A 14,424-nucleotide genomic window follows, 5' to 3' on the forward strand; every position below is an offset into this window, starting at 1 on the left:
CGCGGCGTCAGATGCATCCGCGGGGATCACGAGGACCGCTCACGGTCCGATGTGCGGAAGTCGGCAGGACCGTCATCGCGCCTGGCGACGTCAACGCAGACCAGGTGCCTGACCTGTGGTTGCGCGAGGACAGCACGGCAGCATCTGGCGTTCGTACGGCAAGAAGGGCACCGACGGCGTCCTCGACCCCACCACCTGGGGCAACGCCAAGAGCCGTGTGAAAGTCGGCACCGGCTACCCCGTGTCCCTATACCCGGCCGCCGGCTCCGTCGGCGACGTCACCGGCGACGGACGGGCCGACCTGTGGGCCCGGAAGGCCGACAACACCATGCTCGGCTGGCCTGGCAAGACTCGCGGCACCGACAACATGTCCTTCGGTTCTTCCTTCGTGATCGACGGCATCACCGGTGGCTCCCGAATCCCGGCAGGAACCACCTTGGCCGGCGGACAGTCACTCACATCCCGCTCAGCCAAGCTGACGATGCAGCCTCCCGGACGCCCCCGCCCACCCATGACAACCCCGTACACGCCGCGCACTCGAGGCCCTCCCCGGCTCACCCACCCGGAAGCAGCCGGACCTCGGCCGCCGGCAGCCCCTTGACCCACCAGTGGTCGTAGCGCCGGTAGGCCCGCGGGTCACGAGGAGCGAGGAACGCGACGAGCGACGCCGCCTCCACGGCCAGCTGCTCCCAGACATGACCGGGAAGCGGACGAAACGCCGCGGCTTCGACCCCGCCCTCCACCGCCCGCCACACACCCGCGACATAACCGTCGACCAGCAGCGTGGGCAGCACGTCGCCGTTCACCCGCGTCACATGCCGGCGCCACTCGGGCGGGACGACACGGCTCCGATCGGCGTAGGCCAGCAGGACGCTGTCCCACATCGCCATCAGCCTCGGCGGCGCCGGAACGTCCTCCGCCGGAAGCAGCCCGCCGGGAACGTCGTACAGCACCGTGCCGTCAGGCCCCTCCAACTGAACGAGCCCACCGCCCAGCGAAAGCACCGCCGCCCTGATGCGGGCCCGCTGCACCATCGCGAACTGCGCCATGTCCGCCACCGACGCCGGCCCGAAGCCCTCCAAGTAGCGCCGGACCAGCTCCCGCAGGCTCCCCGCGGCCACCTCCGGATCCGCCAGCACCGGCCGCTCACCCGCCGCCACGAACGACGGCCGCGTACCGAACGACCACGGCCCTCCCGTCGGCGCATGCCACAGCGGCACATACTGACGCAGCACATCCGCTGCGCCGCCGACTCCATCGGCGCGCCCAGCCGCTCCTCGAGCCGGCTCCCTATCTCGGCCGCGGTCCGCGGCCGGTCGGCGAAGTCCAGCAGATCCGCGACCAGTTCACCGGGGTCGTCCGCTGCGAGCCCGGACGCCGTGAAACGGGGATCGCCGAGCCGGGAGCCGCGCAGCGCCGGCTCCATCGCCTCACGGAACGTCCGGTAGTCCTCGGCATGAACGGCGTGCAGGGTGAGCCGCATCAGCGTCGCCTTCACCGTCCGCAGACCGGCCACCGACGCGTCGAGCCCCGACGCGTCGAAGCCGCTCAGCCTGTTCCACAGGGCGATGTACGGCGAAACGGGCTGCTGCGCCTGCAGGGCGACCACCCGCCGCACCCCCTCCGCGACATCGAGCGGCTCGCGGACGAGCAGCAACTGCCGTGCGAGCGTGGCACGGTTGAGCCCGTGCGCGGTGATCTTCATGCGGGGATTGTGCCGGGTGCGGCCACCGCCCGGGCCCGGGCGGCGAAAAAATGCCGGGCCGGGCGGACGGGCGGGACGAAGGGCTCAACGGGCCGGGCGCTGCGGGGCACTAACCACCCCCGACTCCGGCCGCTGAGTTTCGCGTCCAGGGTCTCCTGGGCGATGCGCATCGACTCGGCGTACTTCGGCTCGGACAGCCGCTGCCAGGCCACGTCCGGCGCGACGTCCTCAATCCGGCTCGTCACCCACCAGAGGTTGCCGAACGGATCGAGCACCCTGCCGCCGCGGTCGCCCCATGCACTGTCAGCACCGCCTGAAGGGACGTGGTGGACGTGGATCCGGTGGGCGTTTCCTCAATCGTGATCACGATCCTACGGTCCGAAGTGCCCTGCGCTCCGGGTCATTCCGACGCCGAAACCCTGGGCCAATCCGTACCGGTCATGATGGGGGGATGAGACCCGAGACCCAGGCCTTCGTCGCCGGCGGCCCCCTGCCCGACCAGGACGCCGACGAGGACGAGATCGACCGTCGCGTCAGGCAACTCGAGGCGGTCTTGGCGCCCGTCACGGCCGAGGAGGCGCAGGCTCTGGCCGGCTGCTTCGGCCCGGACGACTGCTACGGCGTCGCCTGGACGCTGCTGCACCTCATCGAGACCGCTCCCGGCCCCGTCCCCACGGTGCCGCCGCCCGGCCCGGGCGCCGACGAGTGGCACCACACACTCTGGAACCGGTGGGGGAGCGGAGAGCTCCCCGACGACGGCCCGGCGAACTGAAGCCCTTCAGCCGTCGGCGGCACCAGGCGACGGGGAGCTGCCCCGCGCCACTGCCCCCGCACCAACGCCACGAAGCCGCCTCCGGGACTCATCCGGGGGCGGCTTCCTGGCTGTTCAGGGCTACGAGGTCTGCCCTTCCTCGGTCCGTTGGCGGCGCTTCTTCCGGCGTCGCTTGAATACGCGGACCAGCCAGGCGCCGATGGCAGTCCCGAGGGTGCCGAAGGCGCCGCAGGCGGTGGTGGCCGCCCCGTTGTTGTCCAGGGCGAAGGAGATGATGGCGAGGTAGAAGACGGCGGCGGTGAGGAAGGTGATGCCGGCGGCGGTGGCGATGAGCCCGTCGACTGCCTTCTCGATGCGGGCGAGGCGCTTCAGCTCGCCAGTGACGTATTCCGGCTTCAGCCCGTTGCACATGGCGTCCCCTGGGGACCGTCGGGGCCTATTGAACTTGGGGCTCTGTTGCGCGACCCCATAGCATTGGTAGTGATGGCGAGCCAGCCTTTCACGCGGGCGGACGTTGTCAACCACAGACGGCTTCCTGTTGGCGCAGGGAGCCGTCGCCCGTTGGGGCTTCGGCTCGTGCCGTTCGGATACCAGGCTTGCACTCTCTCCGGTCTCCAGAAGTCGCGTATCAGACTTTGAGACGGCCTGGGAAAGTCGCAGGTCAGCACTTTTTCACTTTCCGGGCATAGGGCATAATTACGCTGTAGATGGTGCATGTTTGGGGATACTTCGCGAATGGAGCGAACGGGATTTTTCGTGTGGCGCGGATCTCCTCCATGGGCATCAACCAGCGGTGCGCCGACGGCCCCTGACGCACAGTCCAGAGCCGTCCGGCGCCCGAGAGGCAACTCCCCCTCCCTGCCCTGCCGTCGAGAGCGTGCTCCTGTCCGACACGGACCTCCGCGCCGAAGTCCACGTCGGCCGTATCCGCATCGAACCGTGGCGAAGCTGGGGGCAGCCCGCGTCGATCGACGTCCGTCTCGACCGCTGCTTCCGGGTGTTCGGGAGTCCCCGGTGCAGCCACATCGATCCGGCCCTGGGCCAGTGGGACATGACGCGGCTCGTCGAGGAGTTCGTGCTCGCATGCACGCATCGACTACAGCGCATGCTGGCTGAGGCAAAGCTCGTGTGGGTGCCCAACAGCCTGGTCTCGCCCGTCGGCCGGCCGAGTGCCATCGCCATGTGGCCCCTTGCGCAGGCTGCACCGGCTGGCGGGCACCATATGGGTGGCTCCCGGCGCAATGCTCGCCCTTTGCCAGCACGTCCTGCGCGGTGCCGGCCGTGCGTAGGGGCCCTGGCGCGTCCCTTCCTCAGCAGGGTTCCTGCGGCGGCGCCAGTGTGACCACTGCAGGACATGCTCGAGGGTCGGTCGGGGCCGGGCGAGTCGGCTGACCAGCCGTCGGAGTTCGGGCGGGGTGAGGGGTATGAGCTGGGAGGATCCGCTCCCCGCTCGCGCGGGACTTACACGTTCGCGACTACACCGGCCGCATCGTCCGGGTCACCCCCGCCGGTGCAGGGGAGCGCTGCTCCTGGGTCGACGGCACCCGACTTCGTGCTGACCACGGCTGATGATCATCCGAACCCAGTGGTCATGACGAAGACGTCGGAAGCCCAGGTGGAACAATTGCCCCGAACATGGACGCACGGGGGACGCGGTGTGGGACGGGCCTCGTCTGCGGGAGGGCCGCACGTGACGACAGCGACCGACCTTGTGAGCGGCTGCGTCGATGCTCTCAACGCGGCTGGTGAGACCATGCGGGCGGCGATCCCTGCGCTCGAGCAGCTGGCGGCGTGCTCGGCCTGGTCCGTTCGCACCGGACCAGCCGTAGCGGTGAAGTCGGCACGTACTTCTGCAGCGGCCACGGAGCAGGCGATCGTTCGCCTGGCTCCATCAGTTCAAACGACTCCGCATCCGCTACGAACGCCGGTCCGGTCTCCATCAGGGCCTGCCGGAACTGACCTGCAGCATCATCTGCCCGCGGTGGCTACAGGCAACGGCGGCAGATCGTTCCACGTCCATGGTGCGGCGGGCCGTTCATCGGGTTCCCACCCGTGGCGCGGTGCGGGAACGGGCGTGGAGTAACCGGCTCTGCGGACACGGCGCGCCAGGGTGTCGGCGGCCTCGTGGGCGCCGACGCCCCGGAGCGTCTCCAGGAGTCTGTCGACGCTGTACGGGGAGGAGGGGTCGGCGCGGTGCTGCGGGTGGCGGTCGAGCAGGAGCGTGAGGGCTTGCGCATCACCCGCGCTCTGGAGCGCTTCCACGAGGGAGGCCACCACATGGGGGTCGGTGAGGGGAGTCTCCTCGGCGGCGCGGCGTGCCAGGGTCCTGGCGGCCTCTCCCCTCAGCTTCGGCAGTACGACGACGGCCACGTCCGGGTCGAGGGGCGCGTCGAGGATGCGGCTCAACAGTGTGTCGGCCGCCTCGTACGCGCCCGCCTCCAGCATCCTGTCCAGCAGTCTGCCGACGCGATGCGGTTCGCCGAGATCGGCGTGGGCGGCCATGCGGCACGCCAAAGTGTCGGCGGCTTCCGCCCGCAACCACAGCAGCACATCGTCCATGCGCGGGTTGCCGGGGTCGGCCTCGGCGGCCACACGACGCGCCAGGGTGTCGACGGCCCGGCTTCCGCCTGCCGCCAGGAGCGCTTTCATCAGCCTGTAGAAGCCGCGTCCATCGGTGACACTCACGTGGGTTTCGGGGTGCCGGCTCAGCAACACGGACACCGCATCCCCCTCACCGAGGGCACACAACTCCTCCAGTAGCCAGGTGACTCCCTCGCCGTCGGTGAGCCGGACGTGGGCCTCGGGGTGCCGGTCCAGCAACACGGACACCGCCTCCCATGCGTCTTGCGCACGGAACTCTCCCAGCAGACGGGCGACCCCCAGCGCGTCGGTGAGCGCGACGTGGACCTCAGGTCGTCGGCCGATCAGGACAGGCACCAGTTCCCCTCGGTCTTCCAAGCGGAACTCCTGCAACAGCCGGGCAACGCCGTCCGGGTCGGTGAGATCGGCCGCGCCGACGGCATGCAGCGCCACCCTGTCCGCGGCCTCGCGCAGCCCCGCTCCGCGCAACGCGGACAGCAGGAGCACGGCATGGCGCGGCCGGCCGAGGTCGATCTCCTCCTCGATCCGCCGCACCACTGTCTCCGTGACCGGGTCGGCACCGGCCGACAGGAGCCTCACCAGAAGGCCGGTGTTCTCGGAGTCGGTGAGGTCCGCCGCGTCGAGGATGCGGTGCGCCAGGGCGGTCACGGCGTCACCGCGATCCTTCGCCAGGACCGCCCGCAGCTTGGCGCCGGCCTTCCGCGGATCGGGGGCACGGGCCTCGTCGGGGGCGCGAAGCACGACGTGACCTGTGGACGGGTCCTGTGCGAAGCCCAGTTCCGTGAGCGCCGAAGAGGTGCGTGACGTGGCGAACGCCAGCACATCCGTGAGCAGCGCGCGGTCGTGGAAGGTGGCGAAGTCGACCATCACGACGACGCGGTACGCCATGGCCTCCGCGGCCTCCCCGCCGTCCCTCCCCGCCAGGGCCCCCAGCATGTCGGCCGCTTGGTGCAGGTTGCCGATGTCGGCTTCGGCGAGGGAGCGGAGCGCCACCGTTGCCGCGGCGTCGTCGGCGCCTACCCACTGCAGTGTCCTGATCAGGAGGTAGGCGCCGACCGGGTCGGTGAGGTCGGCTTCGTCCACGGCGCGGCGGACCACCGGGTCCACGGCCGGCACGGCCCCCGCCTCCGCCACCGCGATCAACAGGGCAGCGGCGTCGATGGCGCTGGTCAGGTCGAGGCGTGCCTCCGGCCGTCGGTCGAGGAGCACGGTGACGGCCTGCTCCGCACCGGCTTCGTTCAACGCCTGGAGCAGGGAGGTAACCGCGCCCGGATAGGTGAGGTCGGCGTGGGCGGCGACCCAGTCGGCGGCGTGGTGGACCTGAGGGTCCTCAAGGGTGCCGAGCCGTCGAATCAGGGCGGCCGGGGCGTCGGGAGAGCCCGCGAGGGTCGCCTTGCGTCCCAGGAGGACGGCCTGTCGGTACAGGCCTCGCCGCCAGGCGGAGTGGGCGAGCAGGTGGAGGTCGCCCGGTTCGGTGGTGTGCTCCACCAGCGCCTCCCACAGGGCGGGGGAGCCCAATTCGTCGGCGCGCAGCTGCCGCGTGTGCTGGTCGAGGTAGTCGGCGGCTTCGTAGCGGGCCGGGGTGCCGGCGCGTGTGCGCAGGGACGTCAGGGGGCTGAGGGCGCACCGGACATCGGTGCGGGTGCCGTCCGGGCGTGTCCCGGTACTCAGGGCTGTCAGGGCGTTGCCGGCCCAGTCCGGCTCGCCGGGCCGGGCGCGGTCGTTGAGGGACCCGTCGGCGGCGTCGGCGAGGAGTGCGGCGGGCAGCGGGGTGCGGTGGCCCAGGCGGCGGGCGTCGAGGGCGGCGGTGATCAGGGCGTGCTCGACGGGCGTGAACAGGTCGCCGGGGCCGTGAAGGTAGGCCGCAAGGAGTTCCGGGCCGCCGGTGAGGTGCTGCACGACGCGGCCGTCCACCCCTCCGGCGGCCAGCGCGGCGGCCAGGCGGCCATCCGTCCGCTGGTCGGCGAGCTCGGCCCAACGACCCAGTTCGGCGTCGGTCAGAGCGTCAGCGACGGGGATACGGTGGGTGACCGGTGCGGTGAGCAGGGCACGGGCGTGGCTGTGAGGGTCGCCCGGCTGTCCCCGGCGGGTCAGGTCGCGCCAATAGGGGTCGGTCCACAGAGTGCCCACGGCGACCACACCACGCCGGCCGCGGAGCGCCTCCAGCAGGGCGGCTGCGGCTTGTTCCCCGTCGCTGCCGTAGAGGTGCCGCTGGGCTTCGTCGAGCCACAGCACCACGCCAGGGGCGAGACGGTCGGCGGTCAGTAGATGCAGCAGCGCGGCCGCGCTACCGGGGCGCAGGAGGGGGCGGTGGGCGGCGAGGTCGCTCAGCGCCTCATACACGGAACGGGTCTTGCCAGTGGAGGAGCCTCCGGTCAGCACCGCCAGGGTGGACGGGCCGCCCTCCAGGGGCGGGACGAGGGCTTCACGCAGCAGTGCGTCATGGGGCCGGGGCAGGTAAGGGGTCAGCACCGGGAGAACGGGCGCAGGCCCGGATCCGGTGGCGGGTAGGACGGCCTGATGGACCTCCAGCACCAGCGGGCCGAGGGTCGTCACCGTCTCGACAGGGCCGCCGCCGCTCTCGGACATACTGCGGCGAGCAGCCGCCCGTTCCGTACGAGCCCGTTCCAACTGAGCGCGCCACCAGGGCTCGTCCACGCGCTCCCCGGCCCAGGACGACCACAGCTTCACCAGCGCGAGCACTACATCGTCACTGTCCGGACCGGGCATGCGGAAAGACGCCGGGTCCTCCGGCGCCCAGTCGCTGACCCGCTGTCCGCGAAAGCCTTCCGCACCGAAGACGCCCGAGGCACTGATATGGCCCTCTACGGCCCTTTGGCTGGCCGACAGCCGCTTCACACGCCTGGCCTGCTCGGCGCGCTCCCGTAACCCCCTGAGTCGCGCGTGGAGTTCGTGAACCTGTGGCCCCACCAGCCCCCACCCCATTTCCTGTCGCGCGCGGCCCCCGGGAGCCCACCAAATGCATCAGCACGGCGCCCGCTCGTGCCCGCAGGCGGACGCGGCGGGCGGCCCCCGGCCAGTGCCGTGAGCAGCAGCCTAGGGACCAAGCCGCCCGCCCTGCCCGACATTTGGCACAGCCGGACGGCACGGCGGCAAAGTCGGTGGCAGGTCACGCAGGCCCGGCAGGCGCGACCCGCGAAAGCTTCCGACGACAGGAGTGGTCCCATGAGCAAGCGCCGCCGTACCCGCCGCCCCGCCGCCCACCCGCCTGCCACCCCTCCGAACCCCCTGTGGCGGGAGGCCACCCGCAGTGCCGTCCTCGCCCTCGCCACCACCGGCGGCCCGGCGGCCGTCGCGCTCCTCCAGTGGTGGCTCTCCACCCGCTGACCGCCCAGGTGACGTTTCCTCATGGCCGCTGGGCTCCGACCAGGCACTCTGCATACCGCGATCGCATGGGAACACCTGCCGTAGGAGCTCGGCTTCGGCTCGGGCATGACGTGCTGGCGGCGCCTGGCCGAGTAGACCGAGGCCGGCGTGTGGCCCCGGCTCCACGAAACGCCAGGAGCCGCCTGACCTGCATCCCCTCTTCGCGTGAGGTCGCCCTCGGCAGCGGGGTGAAGTCGTCGGGAATCACATCCAGCAGGCTCAGCACGCGGTCTCCCGCACGCAAAGTGATCAGCAGTTCGCACCGCACGTGACGCGGAACGTCCGGGCGGTGGAACAGCTGTGCCACAGGGCCGGCCACAGGTAGTGGGTGCCCTCAGGCGCCGCATTCGCTCGCACCCACGCCGGGTCCAACCGCTGGCTCAGGCCGAGGTCACCCGCCTGCTCCTCCAGTCTGAACAGCGAGGCCGAATCGATGACCTTCACCTCGCGAGGCAGCGGCTGGTCGAAGTCCATCGCCCCATGCTGCCCGACAGCGCCCCACGCCGGGCAGCCGACCCCAATGAGTCATTCCGTTAGGAGTTCCAGCAGCCCCACCAGGGCGACGACGGTTCGGATGCGGGGGTTCGGAATACTCACGACCGCAGCAGAATCTGATCTCAGCCAGCGACGCTCCGCCATTCAGGCCGGGTGAAGGCCGTCCTGGCCCGGAGCCCGGAGCCCGGAGCCCGGAGCCCGGAGCCCGGAGCGTCGGAGCCCGGAGCGTCGGAGTGCTCTGCGTCTTCGGGGGTGGCGGTCGGACGGGACGCTGCTGGTTTCCCGCCGCCCGCGCGGAAGCTGGCGAAATCGATCCCGTCTTGACCCGGGGGAGTGCTGGGCCTGCAAATGCGCTGCCGCCCGGACAGCAACCCGTGTCACGCAGCGAGTCGGTCCTTCAGAGATGGTGCGAGGGAAGGGCGCGTACTCGGTGAGGGTTGTCTGAGCAGTGGTGCACCAACTGCTCGGTCGTATCCGATTGCTCCGACTTCCGCGCTCCTGTTGCCAGATGTGTAAGCATGAGAGGGCCGCCCGGTTCCATGCCGGTAGGCGGGGGAAGGGGCGGAATGATCGGGCTGTTGGAACCCGGTGATCGACTCGAGCACCTGCTGGTGCTTGACCGACGGCTCGGCGGCTCCGGGATCGTGTACGTGACGAAGGACCTCCGTGACGACGCACACGAGTCCGGGCGCCCTCTCGTCCTGGCCGCAAAGACGCTCTGGCCGGAGCTGGCAAAGGATCCCGCCCGCGTGTCGCAGTTCGAGGCCGAGTGCCGTGCATGGCTGTACCTGGGGCAGCACAAGCATGTGGTCCGGCTGTTCTATGCGGACCGGCTCTCAGGTCAGCCCTTCGCCTTTGCCGAATACGTGCCGCAGCGCGGATTTCCGCACACACTGCGCGGCTGGCTCGACCACCACTTGCTGGAGTTCGAGTCAGCCGTGCGCTTCGGTGCGCAAATGACACGCGCACTGCTATTCGCCACCGGTCAAGGCCTGGTGGCTCACGGCGACATCACACCCGAGAACGTCATGGTCACCCCGAGCGGGGTCGCGAAGGTCACCGACTGGGGACTGTCCCGCCTGGATTCCGCCCCCGGCGTTCCCCTTCCCTCGGTAACCGCCGCGCCCTACCGCCGCGGGCCTCACTCGTCCCAGGCAGGCACACGGGGCCACGGCACACGCGGATACGCGGCGCCAGAGGTACTGAAGGCCGAGACGGGGGCCAGCGCTGCCGCCGACCTGTTCGGCCTTGGCGTCGTGCTAGCGGAAATGCTCACCGGGCGGTGCGTGCCCGCAGGTACGTCCACGGCGCAGCTGCTTCCGCATCTGGACGCCCTGGCACTCTCCAGACGCACAGTCTTCGCCGATGCGCTTGCGTCGTGTCTGTCACCCCGGCCGCAGGATCGGCCGACGGTCGCGGAGATCGAAGCCCTCCTGGCGGCTGCCTTCGAGGAAGTCGTCGGAGTCCCCTTCGAGCCGAGTCCGACAAGCGCCGAAGAACACTACGCCGATCGAGGACAGCGAGCCTATGGCCTCCTCATGCTCGGCCACATCGATGAAGGGATGCGTGTGCAGGCCGAGTTGATGCGGGACATGCGTCGCATCAAGGAGCCGAATCCTCCTACGGAGGAGGAGCGTGCGCCCTTCATTCTCATGGACTACAAGGAGCACGGCTGGGTGACCATCGTCCCCCAGGAACATCTCGACGAGGCCGAGGAGCATCTGCGGGCGCACGCGGACGACCTTGAGGTCATTCGCGATGCCAGAAGTACGTTCATGCTGGCCGGCCGCCCGGAGCGGGTCCTGGAACTGTGCCATGCCGAGCTCGAGCTACGGCCGGAAGACACCAAGGCCCTCAAAGACGCAGCGTACGCGCTGGAGAAGCTCGGGCGCAGCCAGGAGGCGATCGGCTTCCTCGATCGGATTCTCGCGCGTGAACCCACTGTGCAGCTGTGGTGGGACCGTGCGGTGTTGTGCGAGGCAGAGGGTGACAGCGAGCAGGAGCTGTGGTCCGTGACCAAGGGCCTCGAGCTGGAACCGAGCCACTGCGCTCTGTTGAATCGTCGCGGCAACGTGTACATGAGGGGCGGCAAATGGACCGACGCCGCGGAGAGCTTTCGTCAGGCCAGCGAGGCGGATCCTGAGGACGCTTTGGTGTTCTTCAATCTCGGCACGGCCCTGACGCACCTGCAGCGCTTCGAGGAGGCCGTCGTGGCTCTCGCCAGAGCCTTGGAGATCACTCCCCACTTCGTTCAGGCCCTCAACACTCTGGGTACCGTCTTCCTCCTTCACGGGGGACATCAGGAGGCTGCCCGCTACTTCCAGCGCGCCATCGCAATCGATCCGGAATATGCGAAGGCATGGTTCAACATGGGCCAAATCTACGAGGACTGGCAGCAGCCCGACACTGCTCGTGAGGCCTACCAGCGGGCGCTCGACCTGGACCCCGGATACCAACGGGCTCAAGACGCTTTGGCACGGCTCAATGCCTGACGCCGACGGCACGGGAGCACCGGACTTCGCCGTGGCCGGTCTCGACGAGCACGCAGCACCAGTCCTCCAGGCCGTCCTGGCGGGGGAGATGGAGCCGCTGGAGGGTGCGGTGCGGCTGGCCGGGCACTGGGCCCCGGTCGAGCCCGACAGCCAGGAGGGCGGCAAGGTGCCGGGAAAGCATCGCAGCCCCCCGGGCTTCGACGGCCTCTACGCCGTTGTTCTCGATCTCTTCGACTCCGGACGCTCCGAACAGGCCTGCCGCATCGCAGAGTTCCAGTGGCACGTCGCCCAGCGCATTGGCACGGATGAGCTGATACTGCTGTGTGCCGCGCAGCTCGGCCAGACGCTCCGAGACGATCCCGCGTCGGGACAGCGACGGCTGGAACTGCTGGAGTTCGCCGTACCCGAGCTAGTGACCTGGCCCCGCCCCACCGAAGAGAAGGCCAGACTGTTGCACCATCTGGCGATGGCCCGCCAGGACGAAGCCGCCGGCGACCCCGACGCCCTGCACGCGGCGATCGAAGCGTGCGAACAAGCCCTGGCACTTGGGGGCCTGGAGGACGAAATCTCGGCCTGCCTCCACTTTCTGGCAGGCCAATGCGGCTCGATGGCGAACGGAACCGCGGCCGATCTTGAGAAAGCGGTTCTTCATCTGCGTGAGGCTGTACAGCTCATCAATCGGCTGGGGGGCTCCCTCCCCCAGAAGGTCGCCCAGGAGACGCTCGACACCGCGACGCGCATCTGGCAGGCCGCACTCACAGGCGGTGCCAGCCGACCGGTCGACGCATCGGAGTACCTGCTCAAAACCCCACTCGAGGAAGGCGACACGGCACTGAACGCCTCCTTGTCCCAACCCACGCGACAGGACGCCTACAGGCTGCGAGCCCTTCAAAAATACCTGGTCGCGGCTGAGCGGATCGGTGGCGGTGCCCGGCCAGGGATGCGCGCCGAAGTGCAGCACAGGATGGCCGCGCTCCTGCTGGAGGCCGTCGACGAGGACGAACTGTGGACAGGAGTGTGCTTCGCGGCGGCCGCACGCCGGCTTGGACGCCACGACTGGCATCCGGCCAACCACGTCCGCGTGAACACTCACCTCGCGCGGCTGCTCATGAGGCTCGGCATGACCGACGACCCCCGTCTCCTGCGCACCGCGAGCGAACTGCAGAGGCAGGCCGTTCCCCTCATCGAGGCCGACGGGTCTCCGGGAGAAGCCGAACGGCTGAACCGGGACTACCGGTCGTGCCTCGTCCTCCTCGCGATCCACGGTGACGAGGAGGTGGCCAGCACCGCACTCGAGCTCGAGGGTGCACATCAACTGTCCCGCCTACGGGAGGAACTCGCCGAGGTCCCAGAAGGCGAGGAAGCTCCTCCCCACCACGCGTATCTCCGGACCGTCTTGGATGAGGCGGGCGGTCGCCTCGCCTCCTTCCTTGCCCGGGGCGAGATCGCCCGCGGAACCTTGATCGTTAGTCAAGGCTTGGCCGAGGAGAAGGCTCTCGCCCTCCTTGAAGAGGCTCGCCGGCGCAGAGACGCAGGAGACTTCATGGGTGCCGCCGACTTCGTGAGCACTGCCCTGACCCTCGTCCAGGACGTGTATGCCTACACGGTTGTCCCCTGGTGCGAGGCGGCCGAGCTGTGCGCCGGCATGTCTCTCAAGGAGGACGCCGAGTCCTTGCTGGACGAAGCACGTGCGCTGATGTCGTTGGCGAGGGACCCGCAAGAAACCGTGACCGGCTACGTTCCGGGGAACTGGTTCGCGGTGCTGGGCCTCGACCACTACTGGGAACGGATCGAACGGGCGTCGACCCGGGTGCGGGAGCTGGCCGCCAAGGCCCCGCAATTTGACCCTGCGGCAACGGCCCACCTGCTGCAGCCCGAAGACGATCTGTGCCGCAACACACTAGCGACGGCGCTGCTCAGGCGGCTGGAGCAGCACAAAGAACAGGGGGCACAGTGACAGTCCGCCAATACATCTACATCTCGAAGACGAAAGTCGAGGGCCTTGAGGCGACACTGTTTCGCAAGGTGCCCGTCACCGGCCGGTTGAGTGCCGAGATTCCGGGGATCGGCGGAATCGAACTCGCCCCCTCCCCCTCAGGTGCACAGACCGATCTCCATCGACGCACGCATGACGTACGGCGCCGGCTGGAGAAGCGGAAGATGATTACGACGCTGCCAGGGGCCGGCGTACTGGGCACCTCCGACTACTACCGGGACCACTCCGTATGGGCCCATGGTCTGTACTCCTTCGCGGGCGACGCCGCCCTGGACGGCGACGGGGTGCGCGTCGTGTCCTACCTGGCGTGGAGGCGCTGGCACGATTCGATCATTCTGTTGGCAGGATCACCCCTCAACGTGCTCAGCGAAGCCGACCTCCTGGTACGCCAAGGGTTGCGGGCACGCGGGACCACCGGCACATGGGCAACCATCATCCGGTTCGCCGACAGCGGCCTGCGCGGACCCGACGAAGAATCGCCCCTCCTCGGCGTCACGGGAAGCCCGAACGCACAGGCCCCCGATACCGCAGGCCTGCCGTGGGCCGACTGGCACGGCCACCTGGTAGAGCTGACAGAGACACCTGCTCCACCTGAGCTGTTGGTCTCGCCCCGAGGCATGGCACTGGCGACCCTGTGCCTGCGCTACCTGTCCGTCCTTCCGGCCGAGCGCATCGAAACCACGTTCCGCATCTCCCAGCACGTGATGCTGGGCCATCGCGGCCCACTGCCGGCTCGGCTCCTGAGCATCCTCGGCGAGGGCGGTGGAGGACCAGAGCGATTGAGGCTACTGCGTGGCTGCAAACGGGTGTACGTCGGTTCGCCCGTGTACACAGCCTTCGCTTGAGACGTGAGTACACCACGACAGCGAAGGGCTGAAGCCCATGGTCAAGAGTCACCAAACTAGTGCCGTATCAGGCAACGTTCGCCCTGTTTCACGACCTCGCGGAGGCGCTCGTCGGCGGCATGCTTGTTCCG

General features: G+C 69.4%; 10 protein-coding genes and 3 pseudogenes. 8 read left to right on the top strand and 5 right to left on the bottom strand.

Going from position 1 to position 14,424, the window contains the following annotated elements:
- Nucleotides 1-115: 115 nt before the first annotated feature.
- Nucleotides 116-601 (top strand): hypothetical protein, encoded by a 486-nt coding sequence (locus ACIQ7Q_RS25820; protein ID WP_403866661.1) that lies wholly within the window; start codon nucleotides 116-118, stop codon nucleotides 599-601.
- Here the strand turns inward: ACIQ7Q_RS25820 and ACIQ7Q_RS25825 are convergent.
- Together ACIQ7Q_RS25825 and ACIQ7Q_RS25830 are read right to left on the bottom strand one after the other, a co-directional pair.
- A pseudogene (locus ACIQ7Q_RS25825) lies at nucleotides 555-1,705 on the bottom strand (winged helix DNA-binding domain-containing protein). The gene ACIQ7Q_RS25820 and the pseudogene ACIQ7Q_RS25825 sit on opposite strands and share 47 nt — an antisense overlap.
- Nucleotides 1,702-1,980 (bottom strand): hypothetical protein, encoded by a 279-nt coding sequence (locus tag ACIQ7Q_RS25830; protein WP_403866664.1) that lies wholly within the window; start codon nucleotides 1,978-1,980, stop codon nucleotides 1,702-1,704. Before ACIQ7Q_RS25830 ends, ACIQ7Q_RS25825 begins: the two are co-directional and overlap by 4 nt.
- A 176-nt stretch (nucleotides 1,981-2,156) precedes the next feature.
- Here ACIQ7Q_RS25830 and ACIQ7Q_RS25835 point away from each other — a divergent pair, with 176 nt between their 5' ends.
- A complete protein-coding gene (locus ACIQ7Q_RS25835) occupies nucleotides 2,157-2,477 on the top strand; it encodes a hypothetical protein (protein ID WP_403866667.1) in 321 nt (106 codons plus the stop codon).
- A 120-nt stretch (nucleotides 2,478-2,597) separates the two neighbouring features.
- Here the strand turns inward: ACIQ7Q_RS25835 and ACIQ7Q_RS25840 are convergent, their stop codons facing one another.
- Nucleotides 2,598-2,888, bottom strand: coding sequence for a hypothetical protein (locus tag ACIQ7Q_RS25840; protein ID WP_403866670.1), 291 nt, complete (start codon nucleotides 2,886-2,888; stop codon nucleotides 2,598-2,600).
- Between the two features lie 1,460 nt (nucleotides 2,889-4,348).
- On the opposite strand from ACIQ7Q_RS25840, the pseudogene ACIQ7Q_RS25845 reads away from it, so the two are divergent.
- Nucleotides 4,349-4,471, top strand: a pseudogene (locus ACIQ7Q_RS25845) (IS5/IS1182 family transposase); the annotation flags it as partial.
- On the opposite strand, the gene ACIQ7Q_RS25850 reads toward ACIQ7Q_RS25845, so the two are convergent.
- Nucleotides 4,446-7,808, bottom strand: coding sequence for a hypothetical protein (locus ACIQ7Q_RS25850; RefSeq protein ID WP_403866674.1), 3,363 nt, complete (start codon nucleotides 7,806-7,808; stop codon nucleotides 4,446-4,448). The pseudogene ACIQ7Q_RS25845 and the gene ACIQ7Q_RS25850 overlap by 26 nt on opposite strands.
- A gap of 456 nt (nucleotides 7,809-8,264) precedes the next feature.
- Between ACIQ7Q_RS25850 and ACIQ7Q_RS25855 the strand changes: the two genes are divergently transcribed.
- Together ACIQ7Q_RS25855 and ACIQ7Q_RS25860 are read left to right on the top strand one after the other, a co-directional pair.
- A complete protein-coding gene (locus tag ACIQ7Q_RS25855) occupies nucleotides 8,265-8,426 on the top strand; it encodes a hypothetical protein (RefSeq protein ID WP_403866677.1) in 162 nt (53 codons plus the stop codon).
- 48 nt (nucleotides 8,427-8,474) lie between these two features.
- A pseudogene (locus ACIQ7Q_RS25860) lies at nucleotides 8,475-8,558 on the top strand (IS5/IS1182 family transposase); the annotation flags it as partial.
- A gap of 156 nt (nucleotides 8,559-8,714) precedes the next feature.
- Here the strand turns inward: ACIQ7Q_RS25860 and ACIQ7Q_RS25865 are convergent.
- Nucleotides 8,715-8,939, bottom strand: a complete 225-nt coding sequence (locus tag ACIQ7Q_RS25865) for a hypothetical protein (protein WP_403866680.1) — start codon at nucleotides 8,937-8,939, stop codon at nucleotides 8,715-8,717.
- A 587-nt stretch (nucleotides 8,940-9,526) separates the two neighbouring features.
- On the opposite strand from ACIQ7Q_RS25865, the gene ACIQ7Q_RS25870 reads away from it, so the two are divergent.
- The 3 genes from ACIQ7Q_RS25870 to ACIQ7Q_RS25880 are packed head-to-tail and all read left to right on the top strand — an operon-like array spanning nucleotide 9,527 to nucleotide 14,293.
- Nucleotides 9,527-11,452 carry a tetratricopeptide repeat protein gene (locus tag ACIQ7Q_RS25870; RefSeq protein WP_403866682.1) on the top strand — a complete coding sequence of 642 codons (1,926 nt, stop codon included), beginning with the start codon at nucleotides 9,527-9,529 and terminating at the stop codon, nucleotides 11,450-11,452.
- Between the two features lie 31 nt (nucleotides 11,453-11,483).
- Entirely contained in the window at nucleotides 11,484-13,409 is a 1,926-nt protein-coding gene (locus ACIQ7Q_RS25875; RefSeq protein WP_403866684.1) for a hypothetical protein, read from the top strand.
- Entirely contained in the window at nucleotides 13,406-14,293 is an 888-nt protein-coding gene (locus tag ACIQ7Q_RS25880) for a hypothetical protein (RefSeq protein WP_403866687.1), read from the top strand. The genes ACIQ7Q_RS25875 and ACIQ7Q_RS25880 overlap by 4 nt, the downstream gene beginning before the upstream one ends.
- The last annotated feature ends 131 nt before the right edge of the window (nucleotides 14,294-14,424 follow it).

The organism is Streptomyces sp. NPDC096176 (genome assembly GCF_044763255.1).
GTDB lineage: Bacteria > Actinomycetota > Actinomycetes > Streptomycetales > Streptomycetaceae > Streptomyces.

Coding starts and splice junctions, on each gene's coding strand:
- ACIQ7Q_RS25850 (WP_403866674.1), bottom strand. CDS start 7,808: ATGCCCGGTCCGGACAGTGACGATGTAGTGCTCGCGCTGGTGAAGCTG.
- ACIQ7Q_RS25835 (WP_403866667.1), top strand. CDS start 2,157: ATGAGACCCGAGACCCAGGCCTTCGTCGCCGGCGGCCCCCTGCCCGAC.
- ACIQ7Q_RS25840 (WP_403866670.1), bottom strand. CDS start 2,888: ATGTGCAACGGGCTGAAGCCGGAATACGTCACTGGCGAGCTGAAGCGC.
- ACIQ7Q_RS25855 (WP_403866677.1), top strand. CDS start 8,265: ATGAGCAAGCGCCGCCGTACCCGCCGCCCCGCCGCCCACCCGCCTGCC.
- ACIQ7Q_RS25865 (WP_403866680.1), bottom strand. CDS start 8,939: ATGGACTTCGACCAGCCGCTGCCTCGCGAGGTGAAGGTCATCGATTCG.
- ACIQ7Q_RS25870 (WP_403866682.1), top strand. CDS start 9,527: ATGATCGGGCTGTTGGAACCCGGTGATCGACTCGAGCACCTGCTGGTG.